This is a genomic window from Sunxiuqinia sp. A32, assembly GCF_052690465.1.
The window spans coordinates 1-24,953 of the sequence record NZ_JBQYLI010000033.1; the positions used below are offsets into that span (position 1 = coordinate 1).

General features: G+C 39.4%; 18 protein-coding genes. All 18 read right to left on the minus strand.

From position 1 onward, the window contains the following. Positions 1–815, minus strand: an 815-nt coding sequence (locus tag ACUNWD_RS20380) for a DUF4964 domain-containing protein (RefSeq protein ID WP_445589716.1), incomplete at its 3' end; no start/stop codon positions are given. 66 nt (positions 816–881) lie between these two features. After that, complete coding sequence (locus ACUNWD_RS20385) at positions 882–2,507, minus strand: arylsulfatase (protein WP_445589717.1); 1,626 nt, start codon at positions 2,505–2,507, stop codon at positions 882–884. 10 nt (positions 2,508–2,517) lie between these two features. Continuing rightward, entirely contained in the window at positions 2,518–4,134 is a 1,617-nt protein-coding gene (locus ACUNWD_RS20390) for an arylsulfatase (RefSeq protein ID WP_445589718.1), read from the minus strand. Between the two features lie 2 nt (positions 4,135–4,136). After that, positions 4,137–5,522 (minus strand): sulfatase family protein, encoded by a 1,386-nt coding sequence (locus ACUNWD_RS20395; RefSeq protein WP_445589719.1) that lies wholly within the window; start codon positions 5,520–5,522, stop codon positions 4,137–4,139. Between the two features lie 12 nt (positions 5,523–5,534). Beyond that, on the minus strand, positions 5,535–6,614 hold the full coding sequence (locus ACUNWD_RS20400; protein ID WP_445589720.1) for a hypothetical protein: 1,080 nt from the start codon (positions 6,612–6,614) through the stop codon (positions 5,535–5,537). An 8-nt stretch (positions 6,615–6,622) separates the two neighbouring features. Beyond that, positions 6,623–8,035: a sulfatase-like hydrolase/transferase gene (locus tag ACUNWD_RS20405; protein ID WP_445589721.1), complete on the minus strand. Its 1,413-nt coding sequence runs from the start codon at positions 8,033–8,035 to the stop codon at positions 6,623–6,625. Positions 8,036–8,094: 59 nt separating this feature from the next. Continuing rightward, positions 8,095–9,810, minus strand: coding sequence for an arylsulfatase (locus ACUNWD_RS20410; protein ID WP_445589722.1), 1,716 nt, complete (start codon positions 9,808–9,810; stop codon positions 8,095–8,097). Positions 9,811–9,837: 27 nt separating this feature from the next. Then, on the minus strand, positions 9,838–11,679 hold the full coding sequence (locus ACUNWD_RS20415; protein ID WP_445589723.1) for a glycoside hydrolase family 2 protein: 1,842 nt from the start codon (positions 11,677–11,679) through the stop codon (positions 9,838–9,840). A 327-nt stretch (positions 11,680–12,006) separates the two neighbouring features. Then, the gene (locus ACUNWD_RS20420; RefSeq protein ID WP_445589724.1) at positions 12,007–13,464 is read right to left on the minus strand and encodes a RagB/SusD family nutrient uptake outer membrane protein; all 1,458 of its coding nucleotides are present in this window, start codon (positions 13,462–13,464) and stop codon (positions 12,007–12,009) included. Positions 13,465–13,482: 18 nt separating this feature from the next. Continuing rightward, positions 13,483–16,830: a TonB-dependent receptor gene (locus ACUNWD_RS20425; RefSeq protein ID WP_445589725.1), complete on the minus strand. Its 3,348-nt coding sequence runs from the start codon at positions 16,828–16,830 to the stop codon at positions 13,483–13,485. A 210-nt stretch (positions 16,831–17,040) separates the two neighbouring features. Further along, positions 17,041–18,042, minus strand: a complete 1,002-nt coding sequence (locus ACUNWD_RS20430; RefSeq protein WP_445589726.1) for a FecR family protein — start codon at positions 18,040–18,042, stop codon at positions 17,041–17,043. A gap of 65 nt (positions 18,043–18,107) precedes the next feature. Next, entirely contained in the window at positions 18,108–18,722 is a 615-nt protein-coding gene (locus tag ACUNWD_RS20435; protein ID WP_445589727.1) for an RNA polymerase sigma-70 factor, read from the minus strand. 92 nt (positions 18,723–18,814) lie between these two features. After that, complete coding sequence (locus ACUNWD_RS20440) at positions 18,815–19,840, minus strand: family 43 glycosylhydrolase (protein WP_445589728.1); 1,026 nt, start codon at positions 19,838–19,840, stop codon at positions 18,815–18,817. Between the two features lie 24 nt (positions 19,841–19,864). Further along, positions 19,865–19,987, minus strand: coding sequence for a hypothetical protein (locus ACUNWD_RS20445; RefSeq protein ID WP_445589729.1), 123 nt, complete (start codon positions 19,985–19,987; stop codon positions 19,865–19,867). A 168-nt stretch (positions 19,988–20,155) separates the two neighbouring features. Then, a complete protein-coding gene (locus ACUNWD_RS20450; protein ID WP_445589730.1) occupies positions 20,156–21,631 on the minus strand; it encodes a glycoside hydrolase family 76 protein in 1,476 nt (491 codons plus the stop codon). Then, positions 21,624–23,681: a beta-L-arabinofuranosidase domain-containing protein gene (locus ACUNWD_RS20455; protein WP_445589731.1), complete on the minus strand. Its 2,058-nt coding sequence runs from the start codon at positions 23,679–23,681 to the stop codon at positions 21,624–21,626. The genes ACUNWD_RS20450 and ACUNWD_RS20455 overlap by 8 nt, the downstream gene beginning before the upstream one ends. A gap of 102 nt (positions 23,682–23,783) precedes the next feature. After that, the gene (locus ACUNWD_RS20460; protein WP_445589732.1) at positions 23,784–24,788 is read right to left on the minus strand and encodes a family 43 glycosylhydrolase; all 1,005 of its coding nucleotides are present in this window, start codon (positions 24,786–24,788) and stop codon (positions 23,784–23,786) included. Between the two features lie 15 nt (positions 24,789–24,803). Next, positions 24,804–24,947: a glutaminase domain-containing protein gene (locus ACUNWD_RS20465; RefSeq protein WP_445589733.1), complete on the minus strand. Its 144-nt coding sequence runs from the start codon at positions 24,945–24,947 to the stop codon at positions 24,804–24,806. Between the last annotated feature and the right edge of the window lie 6 nt (positions 24,948–24,953).

Consider the following 24,953-nt stretch of genomic DNA (forward strand, 5'->3'; position numbering starts at 1 on the left):
AAATCAACCGGTCCACAAGTGAAATTGTAGTGTGTTTGTGTGGCAGACATCGCCACTTTGTTTTGAACGGCTGTTTGAGCAAATAGTTCCTTTTGATCACTATCTGTGAATATTCCAAAGTCAACATATGCTAATCCACCACGATCAAGACAATGTGCAGCAATTACGTTTTCACCCTCATTTAATAGTTCAGCATCTATTTTAAGGACAACATTCCATTTTGCACTATTTCCTGTATTTACGATTTCCTTACCATTCAAGTAAAGTTCAAAATCATCATCATGAGAATAAATCAGGTATAAGTTTTGTCCAGGGGCAACTGCAGGCAATGTGAACTCACGACGAACCCATATTTCCTTCGTATCCCAAACAGTACTTGACACCAAACTACCTTTTGTTCCAAAGGCACCTTTTCCTGACTTCCAGGACTTATCTTTAAACCCAAGTTGTTCCCAACCTTTGGCAGGCGACTTCAAACTGTATTTACCTTCCCACGCTTCTTCTTTTGCCATTGGGAGAATGGTTTTCAAAGGAATATCCTCTTTTCCCATAAAACGATAAATACTATCGTCAACACGAATCGCTCCAATGAGAGAATGTGTTTTTCCAGTCCAATGTTGCACTGGTTTATCGAACAACTGATCAGCCATTGACCAAGCACTGGTGTAAGGATCAATCGTGATAAGTGGATAAGCCGGAGCTCTCAGTTCAGTAGTTACTGACTCTTTAACTGTACTAACTTTTTGGGAACAGGAAATGATAAGCATTCCTGCCACCATAAAAGTAAAAATGGTTTTTAAACTTAATTTAAGCATTTAATTCTTATTATTTGGTTATAAATTAATTCCCAAATTTATTTACAATATGCCAAACGAACTACATTATTTAAATCTAATATTTAAATCTGTAGCCCATTTCTTCCATGCTTTATCCAATTCTGCCACCTTTTCCGGATACTGATCAGAAAGATCATTCATTTCAGTATGATCTTCATTAATATTGAATAGTTCCCAGTCTTTGTTTGGCAAAGCAGACATTTTCCATTCTGCTGTTCGGATAGCACGTCCTCTTTGGTGTTCCCAATAAAGAGTATCATGAATACTTGTGGTCTCACCTAAAAGTAAAGGCATCAGGCTTTTTCCTACAGGAGTAATTGTTTTCTGACCATTAACCATCTCTGGATAGTCCACATCAGAAACATCCAAACAGGTAGGTAATACGTCAATCACATGCGTAACACCACGATTGATTGTATTTTCCTGTCCTTTTAAACCTGCTGGCCAATGAACAATAAAAGGAGTTGAAGTACCGCCTTCGTATGATTCCATTTTCCAATAGCGGAAAGGAGTGTTGGATGCACTTGCCCAAGCTCTACCAATATAATTCCAGGTGGTCTCTGCACCAGGATGATCTGAATTGTATTCAATAATAGTTGAATCACGGGTAAAACCTGGACGGTCAAAGCCTGGTGGGTAACCACGCTCGTAAGACGCTCCATTATCAGACAAAACCATGATTATGGTATTTTCATACTGTCCTGTCTCTTTCAACTTTTGAATAATCTGACCAACACCCTGATCAACGCGATCAATCATGGCAGCATGAACAGACATACATGCAGATTCATAATCTTTCTTCTCCACATCAGCCCAAGCTCTACCAGATGAATTTTCAGGGAGTGAGTATGTATTCTTATCGATGATTCCCATTTCAGCCATTCGCTCATAGCGACTTTTTCTCAATGCTTCCCAGCCATCTTTATAGGTATCTTTATATTTTTCAATATCCTCAGGCAAAGCATGCAAAGGCCAGTGCGGGGCAGTATGCGCAACATACAAGAAGAAAGGCTTATTGTCTTTCCCATACTCATCAATCAAATCAATCGATTTTTGAGTAATAAAGTCAGTTATATAAAAATCTTCTGGAACCTCCTTGATAGCTTCCTCATTGTGTACCAAGCTAAATGGATCAAAATAATTAACTACTCCCCATATCACACCCCAATGTTCTTCAAAACCGCGATTACTTGGGTAATTTTCCACGGGAGAAAATGGGCCGTAATCAACCTGATGTGCCATCCATCTTAATTGTTCAACCGGATCATCAACTGGTTTTGTTTGTGACAAATGCCATTTGCCAGTCATTCCCGTATGGTATCCATTTTCTTTTAAAACTTCAGCAATTGTGGCTGTATTCATCGCTAAATTCACCCCCATTCCATTGATTCCGGCTTGCTGCGGATGGTGTCCTGTTAGCAGCGAAGCTCTGGTTGGACAACAACGGGCACTGTTATGCATTTGTGTAAAACGGATCCCCTGGCTAGCCAGTTGATCAATGTTTGGAGTCTGAATTTCCCCTCCATAACATCCTAAATCTGAATACCCCATGTCGTCAACCATGAGAAGCAGGATGTTTGGTTTCTCCGCAACCTTTGGTTGTGTCGGAACAGAAGTGCATCCTGCAAGCAATGCACTCCCTAACATTATTGTTTGAATTGATCGGTTCATGTTATAATATTTAATGTTTATGTATTTCTTCCTGAAGTTCTTTCCAGTCAATTACGTTCGACTTTGCTGCCCATTCATTATATTTCGCAATTAAAAGCTCTGCTTTTTCGGGCATTTTTTCAATTAAATTCATACTTTCAGCGCGATCTTTCTTCACATTGTAAAGCTCCCAATCTCCCGGATATCGTTTCACTAATTTAAAATCGCCATCCCGAACAGCACAATTTCCTTCATGCTCCCAGAATATAGGTGCAGTATGAACTGGTTTTCCCTCAGAAATTGCAGGAAAAATATTTTGTCCAGCTAATGGTATTATTGAATGTCCATTGTATTCTGTAGGATATTCAGAACTTGTTACCTCTTTAATAGAATATGCAATGTCCGGCAAAAATCCATACTGGTCAATCCAGCTTCCATTCTTCTCTTTTGCAATTCCATTGGGCCAATGCACAATTAGAGGAGTACTGATTCCTCCCTCGTGAACCCAGTGCTTATAATACCTAAACGGAGTATTGGAGGTATTTGCCCATGCTTCTCCATAGGACAACATGAAACCTCTATTACTTTCCAAATCGGCTTTTTTCCCTCCGCCCAGCATACCACCTTCAGCACAGGCTCCATTATCGGAAAGGAAAAGGATAATGGTATTATCCAGCTTACCGCTTTTCTCCAGATATCCGACTACCCTGCCAATATTTTGATCCATGCGGTCAATCTGCGCAGCATAAATAGCCATTCGTAAATCCATTTCTTTTCTCTTTTCCTCAGGAACACTTTCCCAATCAGGCCCTGCTTGTTTTGATAATTCGACGTCTGTATTAATGAGTCCAATTTCTTTCATTTTCCCCAAACGACTTTTACGAATTTCTGACCAACCTTTTAAATATTTGCCCCGATACTTATCAATATCAGTTTTTAGCGCATGTAAAGGCCAATGTGGACTTGTGTAAGCAAGGTATAGGAAAAACGGTTCGTCCTCCTGTTCAGATTCCTGCATAAACTGAATTGCATAATCTGTAAATGCATCAGTGATATAATAATCTTCAGCAGGTTCAACCGGATCGTTCCCTAAAGTGAGTCCCCTGGGAGGTTCGGGTATGAAATAGTTTGCTGCACCAGCATGAATTCCATAAAATTTATCGAATCCACGTTGCAATGGCCATTTCTCTTTTCCGTGGTAACCCAAGTGCCACTTCCCTGTCATCATGGTCTGGTAGCCATTCAATTTTAACATCTCGGCAATCGTCACACACTCTTGATTTAAATAACCTAAATACCCAGGATGCCCATAATTATGCTGTGTTGGGTTATTGGGCGTATTCGTCATGTGACCAATACCTGCCTGATGAGGATACAATCCAGTCATTAAAGAAGCCCTGGTTGGGCAACACCGGGCAGCATTATAAAACTGTTTAAAACGGACACCAGTTTTGGCTAATTTATCCAGGTTGGGAGTGTGAATTTCACTTCCATAACAACCAATATCAGAGAAACCCATATCATCAGCCATGATGAGAACAACATTCGGTTTTTCAGCGGGTTTCGGTTCTGAATTGGCACAGGAGGAAAATCCAGCTAGAGACAAACTGGCCAAAGCAAATGTTAATGGACGTAAATTAATATTCATAATTATTTTGATTGTACTTTGTTCATATGCACGATATGAGGAACAGGACCACTTATCGGATACGGTGTGTTCATAACAGATTCCTGATCACCTTGAACTTTCATCCATTCAAGGAGCAAATCACGCATTTTTTTTATCTGTTCCTGAGCTCCTTCACTATCAATCAAATTAACCTGCTCTGTTGGATCAGCTTGTAAATCATAAAATTCTTCTGCCGGACGCTGATAATATTTATGAATAATACCTGCAGCCCTTTGATCAGTCTTAGCAACTTCATCCCACGAATCCCAATATCCTCCAGCATTCTTTTTTCTCAGTATATCAGAATGATTGGAATGATAATATTCCGGATGCAAATTCCGGATATATTTATACCGATGATTACGAACACTGCGAATGGGATAAACATTCATATTGCCATCGCCAGTATGCGTAGTGAAAATATAATCTCTAAATTCATCTGACTTCCCAGCCAACACATCCTTAAAAGATTTTCCATCAATATTTTCAGGCACATTACAACCTGTCAATTCCAATACAGTCGGGAAAATATCAATCCAGCTAACCATAGCATCGGTTCTGGTTTTTGGTTTAATATGATCTGGCCAAACTACAACCAAAGGGACCTGAATCCCGGCATCGTATAAATTCCACTTACCAAACGGCCATTGTCCTCCATGATCAGCCGTGTAAATGAAAATGAAATTATCTCCAAATTTTTGTTTTGCCATGTCATAAATCTTCCCCATTTCCTGATCTGCTCCTTCAATATCAGAATAATATTGAGCCCAAAGCTTTCTTGTTTCAGGTGTATCAATAAAATATGGAGGTAGCTTCAACTCATTTGGGTCATAGATTACTTCTGTAGTCCATGGAACATGAGGACGTCTGTCTCCAACCATTAAACAAACTGGTTCATCCACTTTAACCGAATCAAAGTAATTGGTGACATTATTAGCCAAATTAGTCATTCCGGAATGATAAAAATCAAATCCGCATTCCCAGTTCATTTTCATATGGGCAACTTTTCCAAAAGCTAAAACTTCATAGCCTTTTTTCTGAAGTTCCTGCGTCAAAACCGGAGTTCCCTTTTTAGGATACGTGTGATTTGCCTCTGCTCCATTTCGCGCAGGCATCAAACCGGTTAATAAAGCAGCTCTGCTGGGAGCACAAGCCGGAGAAGCCACAAAGGCATTGTCAAAAACAATCCCATTTTCAGCAAGACGATCCAAATTGGGAGTTTTCAAAACTTCAGCTCCATAAATAGAAGCGTCCAGCTGGCTTTGATCATCTGTAAGATAAATGACAATATTGGGTGGATTTTCTGCATAAGCATCTAACTTAAACAAGGAAATCGCTGCCAATGAAGCTGTGATTAATTTATTCATTGTATATATTTTCTAGTTGATAACTATTGATTTATTTCTATCACAAACAAGCTGCCCATTTAATAATTCAAGCTCCGCCATTTGTAAGACACTTCTCCTATTCATTGCTGGTTGTTTAAAGATGGGAAGCCGATCTTTTCCTTTTTTCTTTTCCAAATCATACCGACGCCAGGGTTCAACATGATAAAAAATAAATGCCCGATCATTATTGACGATTACACTACAATGGCGTGCCATTGAAGTATCAAGATTTCGAGTTCCTCCTTCCTTGAGAATTGTTCCCTGAAATATCCAATTTTCACCATCGATGGATTTGTATACGAAAAACCCATCATGAGGATCAGTAATGAGCCAAAAACTATCTTTCCACTGAAAAATATAGGGTGCTTCTTCAAAGCTGGAACCTGTTGCTTTTTCGTTAAAGACATCACTTTTTGAAAAGCCCTGATTCTCCCAATTTTCAAAATCCGATGAAGTCAAATGATACAACTCATTTTTGGTAGCACCTTGCTTCTTCCCTTTATACCAAACGTGAAACAAATTCTCATTTTTGTACACTGTAGCATCTAAGGCGTTGATTGTTGAATCATGCATGTCTTCCACTTTCACCCATCCTTTAATCGGATCTTTCAAGGATGTTTTATAATGAACAATCTTTCCGGGTCCACCCCATGCACCTTTTGTTGGAATTGTATCCGGCTTATACGTGATAAATAGGTGGAGGAATCCATTAGTTGAAATAATAGCAGGTGCCCAGAAAGTTTCTTCAGCATCTTTTTTACCGCCAATTCCATCGAACATACAGTACCCTTCAAAACGCCAGTCAGCAAGATTCGACGAAGATATAACCCCAATTGGGGTTCCTAAAAATGTATTTTCCTGGTTGCCTTTTCTTGCAGTGTAGTAGATAAAATACCGTTCCGATGATTCATTCCAAACAATTTCCGGATCACATGAACCATGGTAGTTCGGATCAACAAATATTGGGGCAGGAACTAATTCTCCTGTATCAGTTTGAGCATTCAGCAAACTTTCATTTGCAAAAAGCAACAACAGCAATAAGCCTATATTTATGAATCCAGTTTTTTGCATTTTCCCTTTTACATGTTATACTTGGTTTTATCGATATCATGAGGGTATTGATTGTACCATTGCACCAATTGTTTTTTCAACTCAACGGCCTTTTCAGGCATTTCCTCAACGAGGTTGTTTGACTCACTGACATCTTTCATTAAATTGTAAAGCTGGACATTTGAGCCATCCACATCCATCAATAACTTGAAATCACCTAAACGAATCGCTAAATCGGGGTTATTCTCGCCATCATAGCCCGGGCGGTCAGGTGGTCGAATCCAGAATAGCGGCTTTTCCCGTAGTATCTCCTTTTCGCCTTTTATCGCTTCGAGCATGCTTTGCCCATCGTATTCAACGCCAGGATCTGGAGTTGCACCAGCTACTTCCATAAAAGTAAGCGGCAAATCAATGGCTGCCATGACTGTTTTCTCATTGACGGAACCATTTTTTGTTTGATCAATCTGAGAAGGCCACCACACGATAAATGGTTCGCGAATACCTCCATCATAAATAAAAGTTTTGTATCCACGCAACACTCCTGCTTTGTTTACCGCCATATCCGGTCCATTATCACTGGTAAAAACAACCAACGTATTTTTATATAACTCCGGATCACTCCGCAGATAATCAAACAATCGGCCCATTTGGCGATCCATCTCCTGCATCACTCCAAGAAACCTGGCTTTTGTACTGAGGTCTCCACGCAATTCAAGTGGTGGTTCAAGTGGAGTATGAATATCGTCAGGCCAAAGATTAATGTAAAACGGTTTCCCTGCTTCCTGTGCATTTTTGATAGCCGCAATTGTCCTATCTACAAAAATGCCAGTGAACTTTTCTCTTTTGGCCCAGTGAACTACACCTCTTCCCAATGCTGCTGATTGCTTCTCCAACCCGCGGGTACTATCTTTCAAATTGAGTGTTTCATAAGTTGCCAGGTAACGTTCACCTAACCCTTCAAATTGAGTCACGGACTCATCAAATCCATATTCAGTAATTAATGGAACATCCGCCATGTCACGACCACCTCCCATGTGCCATTTCCCAATGTGAGCGGTGTAATAGCCAACATTCCTGAGGTTGCGGGCAACAGACGGAGCCATAATGTTCAGATTATGATTCATCCCACGTTCCTTGTTATCTTTCTTCCCACTGATATAGGAAGTGACTCCCCATCGGGAAGGAAACTGTCCGGTTGTAATTGCCACACGAGAAGGTGAACAGATTGGTGAATTCACATAAAACTGACTAAAACGAATTCCTTCATTAGCCAATCGGTCAATATTGGGTGTATGAACATCCTGATTTCCGTAGCAACCTAAATCACCGTAGCCCATATCATCTATAAAAATCAATAATATATTCGTTTTCTCCCCGGCATAGGTGTAGAAGCTAAGCAATCCCAAAACAAAAATCAAAAACAATTTATTGATACGATTCATGATTTTCTTGTCCTTATTACATTATAATTTAAAAATTCCACTTTAAAACTTTTTTCTTATTAAGGCTTAGGGAAAACATGAATTCTATTAAACTCTGAAAGCATCAACTCCTTCAATTCAGAAACCTTTTCAGGGTATTGATCTGCCAAATCCGTTGTTTCTGATCGATCTTTTGCAATGTTGTAGAGTTCAAATTTAGGATTGTCTGAGAAATCCAGTTTACCCATCGAGTGTCTGTTTCGGGAAACCAACTTCCAGTCACCTTTACGGATTGCAGGAACTCCCTGATGTTCGAATGGTAATACCCGTTCCGGATCAACCTCGCCATTCAATGTTTTGAACAAGCTAATTCCTTCCATCGGAGAAATTTCATTTCCATTATAAATTTCAGGATATCCACCACCAGAAACATCCACACAAGTTGCCATCACATCCACAAAATGAGCATAGTTATCGGTGAAAATTTTTGATTCGTTTATCTTTTCCGGCCAGTGAACAATCAATGGAGAACTGATGCCCCCTTCATGAACAAACTGTTTGTATAATGTGAATGGAGTATTCCCCACATTAGCCCACGCAGATCCAAAGCTGAAAAGCGGCCCATCAGGTCCACCGAGTCGTTCTAAACTTTCGCCTGTATGCAACACATTTGGGTGATTTGGTGTTCCTCCAGCAACCCGATCATCGTAATTCGGATATTCAAAACCAAATGGATCCCACTCGGCACAGGAACCATTATCGCTCATGAAAAGAATCAAAGTGTTATCCAATTCTCCTTTTTCTTTTAAATAACTGATAACACGACCAATGTTCTGATCCATATTGTCCAACATGCCTGCATAAACGGCCATTCTTCTTGCCAGGTCAGCTTTTCGATCTTCCTCCAAAATATCCCATGGCGGATTATGAACACCATCTCCCGGAACATTGTTTCTTTTGGCAATCCTTGGTAATGGAATATCACTTCTTTCTGATAGTTGGATATCCGACCCAACGACTCCAAGCTCTTTCATCCGCTCATAGCGATGTGCACGGATGGTATCCCAACCAACCTGATAGGTATCTTTATACTTTTCAATATCCTTTTTCGGAGCCTGAAGAGGGAAGTGAACTGCCTGATAAGATAGATATAAAAACCAAGGCTTCTCAGGCGTTGACTCTGACAATCCAAGGAAATCAAGCGCATAATCAGTAATTGCATTGGTGGCGAAAAATTCACCTTCTTTATATTCCCGCTCCACTCTCCCTTCAGGGAAACGTTGCATCCACTTGGGTTCCCAGCCATCTACTCCATAATCATCAAGAAAACCATAAAATTCCTCAAATCCTCGCTCCGTCGGACCTGGTTTATTAACATGCCACTTCCCAGCACCAAAAGTTCTGTACCCATTTTCTTTTAATACTTCAGCCAAGGTGACTGCGTTCGATGTTAATCTGCCAGCATATCCGGGGACACCTCTATCCGGGCCAACGAAAGAACCAATTCCTGCCTGATGAGGATAAATACCGGTTAACAATGTTGCCCTACTTGGACAACAGCGTGCCGAGTTATAAAACTGAGTAAAACGCACACCGTTTTGCGCGAGGGCATCGATGTTTGGCGTTTGAATCTCACTTCCATAACAACCCAAATCTGAATATCCTAGATCATCTGCAAGGATGACCAGGATGTTCGGCTTTTCTTTTGGTTGTTCCGCTTGTTTTACCTGTCCAACGCAGGCGGAAAATAACATTCCGCTAGTAAAAACGATGGAAGTTGCTTTTATGATTTTCATATTATAATTGCTTATCTGAATTCAAAATTATTTTTCAAACAACACTGAATGAATCGTTCGAAGAGTATCAACAGGAATTTTAATTACTTCCCGATCATAAGTAATTAAACCATTTACTTCGCCCTCAACATCAGTTGTTTGAGTATAGACAGCAGCGGATAATCCTTTGCTTCGTTTCATCTCAACAATCTGATTGAACTTACTTTTATAGTTTTCCAACAATTCTTCAGAAGTGTGATAGGTCTGATACCCCCAGTTTCGCATTTCAGGATTCCATAGGTGGTCTTGAATTGGATATCCGATACCACCATACTCGCCAATCACTGATGCCCTATCAAGAGAAGTTGATGGAATTCGAACTTCTGTAGAGTACGTGTGAATATCATAAATATCGCCACAAGGTCGCAAAGCCCAACCACTAACAGCATTTACCAGACGGGAAGGATCCAATGCTTTTACATGATCAGCAATCCGGCAAGTAGCATATTGTCCCCATCCTTCATTGAAAGGCACCCAAATTACAATTGATGGTGAATTATAATGAATATCGATCATTCGGCGAAGTTCCCACTCAAATTGAGCGCCATCTTGTGAACGTTGATTTAAATCATCTCCATCGCGTGGAACATGTTGCACATGAGCAGGACGCCCTTGATCTTCAGCGGGGAGGACAACCATTCCTGAAGGCATATCCTGCCAAACCATGATACCTAACTGATCACAATGGTAATACCATCGGGCAGGCTCAACTTTAATATGCTTACGAATCATATTGAAACCCATGTCCTTGGTCATTTGAATATCGTACTTCATTGCCTCATCAGAAGGAGGAGTGTGCAATCCATCAGGCCACCATCCCTGATCAAGCGTTCCGTAGTGGAAAAGTGGTTTGTTATTTAAGAATAGATATTTATTGCCGTTTAAATCACCCAGACTGATTTTACGCATACCAAAATAGCTGCTCACTTTATCGAGAATCTTACCCTCAGCATTTTCCAGCGTTAGCTTTAAATCGTATAAAAATGGATTATCCGGAGACCATAAAACTGGATCTTCGATTTCAATATTAGCCTCACGATCGGCAGCCACTTCTTTTGAAGCAACTTCTACGCCATCTTTCAAGATTGTTGCTGTTACTGTATATTCAGGTTTTAAAGGTTCACTAAGTATTGGAATGATTGAAACTGATTTTGAATCAACACAGGGAGTTATTTTTGCCTCTGCCAAATAAGCTTCTGAAGAAACAGCTTCGAGCCAAACTGTCTGCCAGATACCACTTACGGGGGTGTACCAAATACCTTGTTGTGGCATTTGTTGTTTTCCTCTGGGTTGAACACCCAAACTGGAAGGATCATCAACACAAACAACAATCTCTTGTTGGCCTTTTTCTTTTATAAATGGTGTGATATCAAAAGAGAACCGGTCATAAGCTCCCTGATGAGAGCCGACTAAAGCGTCATTCACCCATATTGTTGCCTTATAATCAACCGCCTCAAAATTTAAGTTTACTGATTTTGCTTTCCAATCAGCAGGAATAGAAAAAGTTCTTTTATACCAAATCCGGTCTTCTGGCATTACAGATTTTCCAACACCAGAAAGCGCTGATTCCATACAAAATGGAACCAATACATTGCCTTGAAATTTCTTAGGTTGTGGAGATTCCTTCGTTAAGATTGCATATTCCCACAATCCGTTCAGATTTTGCCATTCACTTCTTTCAAATTGAGGGCGTGGATATTCGCTCCAAACATTTTGAGGGGTAACTTCTGATGCCCATGGGGTCATCATTTTTCCCTCAACAGAAGACCATTGTTGAGCATTAAGAGACCATGCAAAAAAGACCAAAAAACAAGCTAAAATATTTTTCATGTTCAGTCAATTTAGGTTAAAAATAAATTAGAGAGAGAGATTCAAAAAACCAATAACTAAATATTGATATCCCAGAAACTAGTCAACCAGGATACATGGTAGAGAGTTAGTTCAATTAATTTCAATAACCGATAATATAATTACTCCTTGCCTATAGAAATTACTCATTTTTTTGTGAGAGAATTAAAAAAGCTGAATGATTTCATACCCAAATACATCCCTCACAAACAGCAAACAAGACACTTTAGAGTGCCTTCAAAAAAATTCATATAGATAAAAAAGAGCTGGAAGCCTTAAAAAGACTACCAGCTCATTCAATGTTATTCTCTAATATCCATCATTTTGTTCACACAATGGATTAGCGTCTATTTCAGTTTGAGGAATAGCCATGCGTACACGGTGTGGCTGTGCATTTGTAATACCTCTTGCCTGTGCCGAACTAATAAATTTTCCATGGCGAATTAAGTCCTGTCTTCTTTTACGTTCTGAATAAAATTCCCACCCTCTTTCTTTTAGGATGTGATCACGTAAAGCTTCTTTTGAACCAAAGTCGGCAACTTCAACATCACCTAAGTTAGCTCTGTTCCTCACCATATTTATCAAATCAATTGATTCCTGAGTTGGTCCGCTCAATTCATTGAGCGCTTCGGCTTTTGCTAATAAAATATCAGCATACCTGATTTGAGGAATATCATTTCCATGATTGTTTGCATTTGCATTCGGATCTGGCCAAAATTTAAATGAGCGTGTATTATTCGCATTCAATAATGAAACTGTATTTCCATTTTTATCAATAAACTCAGAAATAATCAGTTCTTTACGCTGATCGCCTTCCTCAAAGGAATTAAAAAACGAATCGTACAATCTGTACTGAGCAGCCCAGTTTCTCATGTTAGAAGTCCAGGTAAACCCACTCTTAGGTTCTGTCAAGAAATTAATTGGAAAAGCTCCATTGATATATAAATTACCAGGATCCTCTACGACTGCGCCATGCGCCCATATATACTCACTGTTCCTTTCATTTTCAACCCGAAACAATTGTCTGAAATCAGGATACAAATCATAATGATTCATTCCAATTAGACTATTGGCAGCAGTTACACATTTTTGCCATTGCTTGGTTGTTAAATAAAATTTACACAAAAAGGCAGTAGCTGCACCTTTATGAGCTCTTCCGTATTGCTTTTCATCACCAGAATTCGGCAAGTCAGGAATAATCTCAGAAAATTCTGTTTCCAGGAAACTCAACATTTCTGCTTCTGTAGCTCTGGGAAGTTCCAGTGGATCAAGTGTACTTTGCCGTAAAGGCACTGGTCCAAAAAAGGTATACATGTAGTAATATTCAGTAGCTCTTACAAAACGAGCTTCAGCTTTAATCAACTTTTTAGTTGCATCTGGCAACGTTGATTCATCGATATTATCGATAATTGTATTCGCGTTTCTGACTCCACGATAAGGCCTGTTCCACATAAGATCCCTAATCCAACCGGTAGAAGAATCCCAAGTGAAATTGATCATTTGCACTGCTGTTTGATTTTCTCCACCACCAGTTTCCCATTCAATGTCGGTACACCACTCTTCCAGATTCAACAAACTTTTACCATTATGACCATTGAGTGTCGCTTCAGCATAAGCTGCATATAAAACAGCTTCAGCACCTATCTGCGAATTAAATAAACCTCCCGGATCCAATTCAGAATAAACATCTTCTTGCAGCACCTCCTCACAACTATAGAGTGAAAAGAAACCAGCTAATAAAGCAATTATTATAATTTTATTTTTCATGATTCAATCTTTTTAAAATTAAAAACCAATTTCTACACCAACTAAATAAGTTCTGGCTACCGGGTACGAATTATAATCAATCTTCAAACTTGGATCGCCATTTGAATTGGTAGAAGGGTCATAACCTGAATAATCAGAGAATGTCAATAAGTTTTGTCCGGTTACATAAACAGTAGCATTCTTAAATACTCTATTTTTTATCCTGAAATCGTAGCTTAGCTTTACAGTTTTAAGACGAATAAAAGAAGCATCCTCTACCGTATATGAATTAACCCCTTTTGCACCCTGTCCGTTTGGATTTACAAATGACGGATATTTATTTGTTGGATTTTCAGGTGTCCATCTGTTTAAGTATGGCTCAGCAAGTTTATTTCTCCTGAAGTTGATTGGGAAATAAGAATCAGCCATGTTATTGTTCATCATGCTTAATCCATGAACGCCTTCAAAAAATACGTTTAGAGAGAATCCTTTATATGAAAAGTTGTTTGAAAAACCCCACGTTAATTTCGGGAAAGAGTTCCCCAATATTACGCGGTCATCAGCATTTACTTTTCCGTCTGCCTTTCCCGTTAATTCGCCGTCAGCATCACGTCCATTGTTATCTTCGTATTTGGTGTCTCCGGGAGCAACAGGGTCTGTGGTTACACTGAAATCATCTCCTTCTTGCCAAACACCCAAAACTTTATATCCGTAAAATGAATTTAAAGGCTCACCCTCACGGATAAGGGCAATACCGGATGTCCAACCAGCTCCAACATGAATGATTTCTTCAATATTATCACCTAAATCAATAACTTCATTCTTTATCATCGAGAAGTTAAGATTTGAGTTCCATTTGAATTTTCCAACCAAGTTTTTTGTTTCAACCATAAATTCAAATCCACTATTCTTTATACTTCCAATATTTTGCAAAATACTGCCAAATCCAGAAGATGAAGGAACAGGAAGAGCTAAAAGCATGTCCGAAGTAGTCTTCGAATAATAATCTACAGATGAATAGATCCTGTTATCAAGAAAACCCATGTCAAATCCAAAATTGATTTGCTCGGTTGTTTCCCATTTCAGATCAGGATTTCCAATCCTTGAAGGGTCAAGTGTCGTTGTTTTCTGATCGTCTAGAATTGCAGTTGGACCAGTTGCAAATGTTGTAAGCGACTGATAATTACCAATCCCTTGATTTCCAGTAATACCCCAACTTGCTCTAAATTTCAACAAACTAAAAGCATCCAAATTTCGAATAAAGTCTTCTTCATGCATTTTCCATGCTGTTGCAACAGATGGGAAATAACTATACTTATTATTTTCACCAAATCTTGAAGAACCATCAGCTCTGAAAGTAGCAGTAAACAAATATTTATCTTGAAATGAGTAGTTGGCCCTACCTATATACGACAACAATTTGTAAGTTGATTTATTACTAAAAATAGTATAGAGAGACGGATCACCAGCTTGCATCGACCATGTCCTGGTTATGTCATTCGGGAAACTGCGTCCATTGGAAGTTGATCGATCTGTATTAAACGATTGATAGGTAACACCAGCCATCAAGTTTATGCTGTGATCTTCATTAATATCCTTGATATAAGTAGTGGTTCCCTCTAACAGATAATTTGTTTTAATACCATTAATAATGGTAGCAAAACCACCAGCTCCCAACCCATTTTTAGTTGTTCTATCCACATATGTATCACGACGGCTAGTTTGATTATCAAATCCAATATTCAGTTTTGCTGTCAAACCCGGGATAATCGTATATTCTCCAAAAACAGTACCAAGAGTCCGATAGTTATTTCCAATACCATCTTCACCAGTTGCCAGTGCCATTGGGTTATCAGTCGTAATGTAAGGTGACGTTTGAAAGGTTCCATCATCATTTTTAACGCCAATGGTTGGATCGAAATTCAATGCAGCATATAAAGCTCCAGCTTCCTCGTTTATAGCATATCCAAAGGAAACATAATCATCTTGTGAATACGAGGTCGTAAAGTTTAAGCCAAAATGAAAATTATTCACCTTATGGTCGAGATTCATTCGAGCATCATAACGCTTATAAGCTGAACTTACAACAATCCCTTCCTGATTGAAATAATTCATCGATGCATAGAAATTTGTATTTTTAGACCCGCCGGAGAATGAAAGACTGTGACTTTGCACCATTGCATTACGGGTAACTTCATCTTGCCAATCTGTTCCATCACCTTGTATGCCTGTAATACGTTCTTCTGGATTACCGCCTCCATCATCAAGGATATCATTTAACACCTGCATATATTCTTCAGCATTCAACAAATCAACTAAATGATAAGGAGTCTGAACACCTGAGTAACCATTGTAGGTTACCTTAAGCGTTCCTTCTTTACCCTTTTTTGTTGTTACAATAATTACTCCATTTGCGCCACGAGCACCATAAATAGCTGTTGCCGATGCATCCTTCAATATCTCGATAGATTCAATATCGGCGGGATTTATTGAACTTAATGGGTTTCTTGGTGCACGAGTATCAGGCACATCTGACCCGGTGCCAGCCATTACTTGTCCGTTATCAATGGGCAAACCATCAATAACATACAATGGACTTGAACTAGCATTGATTGAACCAGCACCTCTAATTTGAATTGACATTCCACCGCCAGGTTCAGCACTCGCCTGCGTTACCTGCACCCCCGGTGTTCTACCTTGAATAAGCTGATCAACCGAAGATGTTGCCCCTGAATTCATATCATCTTCCTTTAGAGAAGACACAGAACCTGTGAGGTCACTTTTCTTAACAACACCATACCCAATAGCAACTACCTCTTCAATCCCGATGGTCTCTTCAGCCAATGAGATATTAATTGTAGCTTGTCCACTCACTTCAATTTCTTGAGTAACCATCCCAACAAATGAGAAAACCAATGTTGCATTTGATGGAACATTATTAATGCTGTATTCACCATCAAAATCAGTAATGGTTCCAACGGTAGTTCCTTTCACAACAACAGTAACACCAGGCAAAACTAATCCAGAGGTATCTGTAACCTTTCCTTTAACCTGCTTGGGCTGATTTGACTTTAACAATTGTCCGCTCTTGGATTTAACCAGAATTAACCGGTCTTTCATTTCATAAGTAATATCTGTCCCTTCGAAAACTTCATTAAGAATATCTGGTAATGTTTTGTCCAAGCAATTGATGGAAGTTTCATTAGTCAATCCTTCCAAAGCACTATCATAGAAGAAACGATATTCAGATTGATTCTCAATTTGTTCAAAAAGTTCAAGAATAGTTGCTTTTTCAACGCTAAGGCTTAGCTTCATTGATTGCGAGTAGCTACTCGCAGAAACTTGCAACAAACCGACAAGTAAAAAAAAGGCTATCAATTTTGCCATAAGTAAAACATTTTTCACGGGATGAAAAGATAGATTTTCCTCCCGGGTTACATTTTTTTTCATACTTTTGAATTGTTTAGTTAAAAGACTTTTAGCCAAATGGCTATTGGTTTTAAATTAAAATCATTAGATTTTGTATAAAGCGGGGAATGTGGCCGCATTTTCCGCTTTTTTCATTCATCATTTACATAGGCTTATTTCATTTTTTAATTATCTGTACAGGTAAAGTTTATTCCCAGAAAAATTGTAATTGAGAGGTTCAACTGAGGTTTGTTTAATTGCCTCAATAAATGTGAAAATATTATCATTAACACTGAAGCTCCCACTATATCTCTTAGTTCGCAAATAGTCTTGCTCAAATACCACCTCAACATTATAAATGCGTTGAATTTTTGCAGCCAGACTTTCCAAACTTTCATTCTTAAAAGTATAGATGCCTTTTTGCCAATAGTCATAGAAATCATCTTTGATTTCCGACTCACTAACAATTCGTGTTTTTTTGTTAAACGCCAAGCTCTGTCCTGCTTTTACGACAAATGACTTAAAATTGTTTACTGATGAATCGAAAACATCAAACTGAATTTTGCCACTCAATAGCTCAGTTTTCACCTCTGTATCTTCAGGATATGCACTCACAGAGAACTTGGTCCCAAGAACTTTAATTCTATTTTCACCAATATTAACAACGAATGGTTTCTTTTCGTTGTGAGTGACTTCGAAGTAGGCTTCTCCTGTTAAATAGATCTCTCGTGCATCTTTAGAAAATAAACTTGGATACTTGATTGTTGAGTTATTTGACACCCAAACTTTAGTTCCGTCGGGCAAAACCAAACTGGAACGATTCCCCTTTGGAACTGAGATTTCCTGATATACCAGTTCACTATTGTTTTTAACCGATAAGTAAGACCTAACAACAACAGAAATACTTAAAGCAAGAATCAAAACCGCAGCAATTCGAAAAGCATAATAAAGCAGACCTCTATTCTTTAACGATCTTTTATACCTATTTACCCGATGCTGAAACTTGTCGTAGATTTTTTGATTCTCAGAGGTATATTGAGGTTTGTGGTTCCAAACCTCAGATATACCAATAAAAACCTTTTGATTGCGATTATCTGAACTTTTCCACTCATTCAGCTCTATTTCTTGATTCTGATCGCCTTCTCCTGCCAAATGCCTGGAAATATTTTTCCAAATCTCATTTTTGCTCATTTTCAATCCCTTTATAACCCTTAAACAAAAGTTATAATCAAATCCCCTAAACGTTCATGAAAAAATTATTTTTTGGGAATAAAAATCTGCAATAGAGTTAGATAGTCCTGTTTCGATTCATTTTCTTCCAGATAATTCTGAATCACTAAACCAATCTTTTTAATTGCAATGGAAAGTTGGTGGTCGATGGTTTTCACTGAAATATTCAGCAGCTCAGCGATCTCTTTATATTTCATCTCCTCAACCTTCGCCATTTGATATATAAGCTTACAACGAGGAGGAAGTGATTCAATAGCTGATTCAATAGTTCCTTTCAGTTCTTTGGTTATTAAGTCAGTTTCGGGACATATTCGGTCAACTCCCAGATCTACTTCAATATCCTCCATTGAGATCGCCTTCTTCCGATTTCTTTCGTCGAGATAATTTAATGAGGTGTTATAAGTTGCTTTAAAGAGGTATGCTTTAATATTAATATTTTCTTCCAGAGAAGTTCGATTTAACCAAACACGAAAAAATACATCGGAAACCGCCTCTTCTGCCAGGTATTTATTCTTTAGAAAAGAATTTGAAAATTGAAAGAGACGATCTGCAAAGTGATCAAACAGCTCTTTAAATGCTCTTTCATCTTCATGATCGATGATGCGCTTTAATAGAAATCTTAAATGCTGATTCTGTCCCAATTCTTCTTTTTTTTGTAAAAATGAGAAAAAAACGTGAATGTTTAATAGCCTACGACTCCCATTTATGATAATCAGGGCAAAATAAGTTGAAATTAATCAATATCTGGCAAATAAAAATTGAAGGGTTTATTTCGATCTTTCACTTCCAATACACCATCATTTACGACCAGTTCTGCCACTTGTATCGACGAACGTTTTTCAGCATATGGATACTTTCCGTCAGCATCGAGTGTTGCTGCAAAATGTCTTTTCCTCCCAGGATGTGTGAAATAGAAAATATAGGCTTGATCACCAACAATAACCACATCTCCGTGAGCGCCACTGGGTTTATCTTCCGGTCTATCTGAAGGGCCTTCCAAAATTGGATTTTTTTGTTTTTGCCATTTGTCAAGATCATCTGAACGATACACTCCCATGCCAGCCCATTGGTCTGTCACCATCCAATAGTGTCCTTTAAATTCAAACACTTTAGGACCTTCGTGAGCCTGATCTGCGATAACCGGCTTGTCACGCCAAGTCCATTTATACAAATCGTCACTTTCAGCTAACCATGACTGGCTGTTATCTTTATACCACATCTTCCATTTGCCGGATTTATCTTTGAACAAGGTTCCGTCAATCACATCATCTGATGACAATGACAACAATCCCTCAAATTTCCAATCCCAGGTATTTTCACTCGTATAATGAGCCATGCGGGCAGCACCACTCCAATGATTGCGAACTCCTTTGATGTATGCTACAAACATGTGGTATCTCCCATTATCATAAACGACATCAGGTGCCCAGAATGTATTGTGACCACGCTCAAATTCCAGATCCAAGGTCCCACGATAAATCCAGCTCTTACCATTATCATCTGATGAAGCAATAGCAATGCTATTCCCATAACAAAATGCAACATCTGCAGTCATTTCATTTGCCCTGCGTTGGGTATATAACATCCACCATTCCTTTTCGATTCGATTCCAGAAAACAACCGGATCAGCTGCCCCATCATAAACAGGATCGCGAAACAAAGGAGCTGGCGCGATTTGAATTTCCTGTGCTTTGATAAATTCTGGGAATACAGTTAGTACAGTCAATCCTAAAATTAAAATCCTTAAACTATTTTTCATCACGTCCAATTTTAACAATTAATTCTAAACAACAGTACCCGCAGGCTTTTCTAATTCAACAGATGTTGCAAAAGGAGTTCCAAAAACCGGAAAATAGTCCTCTATCCAACTTATTTTCTGGGCACGAGATGAATACGTATCTTCCATTCCCGGCGATCAAACTCGGTATTGTATCCATGGTACAAGATGGTTTCCACCAATGTATTGACAAGGATCAAAAGCCTGTGCATCCTCATTCAGTATCAAGCTCGAAAGAATCAACTCAACTATAAATCCAATTTTCTTAACCAACTCTAATTTCCTTGTTATTTTGTTCTAGTTTTCCAGTTCATATCTCGATAATACTGCGTATTCAGCAGCAAATGCGAAACTGAACATCCCTTCCGTTCGGTTTTTGCTTTGGTCAGCACTCCAGCCTACCAATAAGTTTGAAGGAAGAAAGCCGTTGTACAGGAAGTTCTCGTAACCGTAGTCAAGGTTCTGCTGAAACGTACGAATATATTCATCAACATTGTCATGCGCCGGATACACATCAACATATCCACGCATCATCACTCCATTGAACCAATTTCTGAAGCCGCTTATATCGTAGGTGTAATAACCCGCTTTCGTTTGTCCGGGTTTCGCAAAGTAACTAAAGCTTGCATCCGACAATTTCTCCGCATCTTGCAGATATTGGTTATCGCCGGTGACCCTCAACAGATCGGCTGCTCCGGAAAGCATGGTTCCACTGTTATAAGTGATCGCCGGTCCAACGCGATCCTTGCAAGTGGTGCCTTTGCGGTAAGCAACTCCGTTAACGGTTTCTGTTTCGGGACTTCGTGGTGAGCAGCCTCCCATCATATCGTCGTACACCCCATCAGGACGCAACAGGTACTTCTTTTGCCAATCGTAAATCTTTTTTGCGAAATTCAGGTAATAGTCGCTTTTTTTCACCTGCTTTGTTTTTCGGGTTTTGCCGTCCACCGCATCGATATAGTGGTGGTTGATCTCATCGCTTTTATCTTTGTACAATTCGTGCAACCACACCAGGGGGCTAACCATAGGCCCGTTACTACAGGAATGCTTGGTAACGTAGCCCGGTCCCCAGGTAATACCGCCAATTTCTTCTCCATTGTTATCACGTGTGCAGTCCCATCCGTCAAGCACATAGTCAGTCAAATATTCTGCTTTCTCCAAATACGTCCTGTTGTTGGTTAATTGATAAGATTCGAGCAATTCTCGAACCAACCACATCTGGTCGTCATAAACATTTTCAACACCTTCAACTCTAGCAAATCCTTTTGAACTTGCCCGATGGACGCCATAAACCGACCATTCTTTGGTTTGAGTGTGGGAGGTTAACTCGAAGGTGCCCAAATAGTAGTCTGCATTATCGTATAGCTTGTGCAGCAGATGTGCATAACGATCGAAGTGGTCGTGATAGAGCGTTCCATTCCCGTTCTCTTTCTGTGCTTTCAATCCATGAAGAATCGCATTAACCGCTTCAATCGCGGCGGTATACATCCATACGCTTCCAGTCTCTTGGGAACGGATTTCAGTAAAGGGATTATAGTATCGGGCCATGGCCGTTCCGTCTCCGGGAAAGTGGGCAGCCACCGCATGGTCGGTCAGCTCCATAGCCCGCAAAAGATTTCTCTCTGAAAGATTGATTTCTGCTGACCTGCTCTCCGAAAAAGGTTTAGCTTTCGTTTCTCCAATGGCCACCATAATCAGCACCAACGTCAGTCCTTTTAATAAAATTAGCTTCATCATTATTACCTTTAAATAAAATGCATTCTTTTTATTCATTTAAGAATGGGAAGGCAGATATTCTTAAGCGCGCTGCACCCATCGGAATTAATTTAATTTCTTCAACTGGTTCTGAAGTTTTTACAGGATACAAAGGCTGAACATCAACCAATCCATATTGATCTATTCCCCAGGAAGGAATTTGTCTTCCTTTTGCAGCGATTTCGATTGGTGTACTTTCTGGGGTGAATGGGTAATTATCGGTTGGCCAATCTTTCCGAATTATCGTCAGCGAACTTTCTAAATTATCCTTATCGAGAATCAAACCATAATTCCACGGACTTTTTGGATCAATTGTATATGCAGGCCATTTTTCAGGATCAGCAGATTCCTGCCATTTTGAATCACCAATCGCAGATTCAACACTGCTGATTTTGTTATACTGCTCATCAATTTTCAATGAGAAAGTTAATGGGCCATAATCCACTGAGACACTATTTTGATTAACCGCCCAAGTGCGAGTTGATAGATCCATCGGTAAGTTCAAAGTCAATTGATCACCATCAACCCATTCCTTATCTAATTTGATGTATGATCCTGCTACTGATTTTACTGCCACAGCTTTTCCATTAACTTTTACGGATGCACCCTCACACCATCCAGGAATTCGTAAATAAAGCGGGAATTCTACATTCTCGCTGGTACTCAAAGCGAAGCGTATATCTTCCTCAAACGGATAATTGGTTTCTTGTGTTAATGTTACTTCTGCGCCATTACCAACCTTAGCAGTGGTTACACAAGAATTATACAAAATGGCAGCCAAGCCATTGTCGTTACTTGCCATCACCAGGTTTCCAACATAATAAGGCAACGCATGACCGTGATTATGCTGACAACAACGGCTGCTAAATGGATTCATCGTTAAAAACGGGCCACGATTATCAATCCCCGGAGAATGATTTTCAGCATCGGCAGTTACTCCGTTCGGACAAGTGATGTAACGAAGGGATTTCATATCGGGTGTAAATGCTGCAGTGAAACTATTAAACAGAACATCTTCGCAATTATCTGCCCATAACGGATCACCAGTAATTCGCATCAAAATTCCATCTGACGTCATTTGCTCTGCAAAACCACAAGTTTCAGTTCCTTGCCGGGGATCAATATAGCCCATACGCGAATTTTCATCGGAGCCAAACATTCCTCCAGGAACCTGACCAAACGTGCGACGAATCAGGTAATGGTCATTATAGGTAGCTTTTAAATGAGCCGAATCAGCCGACTGCATGAAATAAGTTGCAGGCTCGCGGAAACACTGCGCTATATTAACATTGTGCCAGTTTGGTAAATTTGATTTCTGAGTCCAATCAGCGGTGTTTTCATGAATCTTTTTAGCCAAATCCAATAGAAACTCATCACGAGTAATATTGTAAAGCCAATAAACACTGTACAGGTTATCGCCACCTCTGCTGTTCTCCCAGTAACTGGACAAAAATTCTTCATCAGGAACGGTCATTTCAAACTGAAAATACTTCGTCATAAAATCAATCACACGCTTATCACCCGTATTCTCGTAATAGTTTTGCAAGGTGAACAACACGATCATATTTGACCAATAATCCAGATTCCCATTTCCGGAACGAGCTTCAGGACCAAACCAGCCATTCTCTTTCTGACTATTGATGATCTCATCAATCCAGATCATGGCCTCCTTTTTCATTTCAGGATCGTTAAATATAAAAGCCATATCGGAATAGCCACGCAGCCAGTAAGGAACCTCTTCCCAGCCATGATCACCGCCTTCTGAAAGCCAAGCATTATTTTCTTTATCCAACCAGGCACTAATCTCTCCCAAGTGTCCACAAAGTCCATCTTTTTGCAATTCCAATAATTTCAAAATCCACCCTTTTGGTTGAATACTTCCAAGAGGTAATTTGATAAAATGAGTTGGTTGCAAAGGGGCTTTATTACTAAGATAGAAATCATTCTGTTTGTTCAATTCAGGAGTTGAAACGACCATTGCGTCAACATCTGCGTTTTCCTGAATACATGAAGAAAGACTAACAAAAATTGCTAAACAAATGGATACAATAATACCTGATTGTTTCATGTTTATCGATTTATTTAAATGTAAGATTTAATTCAGTTTAGGTCTATATGATAGACGACACAGCCAATTTGGTTACTCATTCGAAAATTGCGTTCGACCCAATCAGTTATTTAAATGAGGACCTTTATCATCCCACAAAACTTCCTTCTGGGAGATCTTCCAGGTCTTACCAAAATCATCATTCCCCTGATAGAATAAATACGTCCGGTCATCCTCATCTTTATAGATATGTGGATGTCCAGATTCGCAAGAGTTCCATTCTCCGGGATCGCCGTTTTCTAAAAATGGTTTATTGCTTAATCGTTCCCAATTTATTCCATCACGACTTTTTGCAACACCAACCTGCTGTGGTCCATTATTGTATGCACCTGCATAGAACATATACAGGCTATCTCCTTTTTGAACCACAGATGCACCTTCAACGCATTTTCCTTCCCACGGGTATTTTGGAGCAAGAATCGCCTCATCAGTAAGCTGCATCCACTCGTCCCGATTGAAATTAGTATTTATCGGAGCGGAAGCCACTCCCTGCATTTGAATAGACATGCTGCTATCCCGGGTCGCAAAATAAAGTAAGTACTGATTATTGAATTGAACGACTTCAGCATCAATCGCCCGACCACAATTCCAATCGCCGGTTGGATGAAAAATTGGATTCGTCTTATTTCTTTCGAAATGAATTCCATCTTCAGAAACCGCATGGCAAATCGCATCGTTTCTCCAATTCCCGTATGTCTGATAAAATAGATGAACTTTCCCATCAATGACCAACGCTCCGGGAGCACACAAACCTTTTCTTTCGTACTCTTCAACGGGAACTATTTCCCCTGCCTTTTCCCAGTCAATTAAATTAGTACTTCGTGCAATGCCAATCGCCCATCCATTCATAGGATCATTATTTCCTTCGTATGGAGGAATGGAAAAATACATTAAATATTCTCCGTTGAACTTGACAACATGAGGATCTTTTGAAAAAGGGACACCTCTGCGTGAAGTGTCCCCATACATCATAATATCATTCTTTGCATTATTTTTTTGTTGGCAGCCACTAGCCACTGTCAAAAAGATAATTGCATAAAATACCACAGAAATTTTTGGAATAAACATGTGATAGTTATCTATTTATTTTTCCAGCAATTTAATGAAATATCCACCTACTACAGAACGGGCCTGAAAGCCTACCTGCTTTGCACTCGGTGTTTCATACCAGTCGGTCATCGGTACGCGGTCCGGAGTCTCTGTCACAAAATCATGCAGCGGTGAAATAAACTT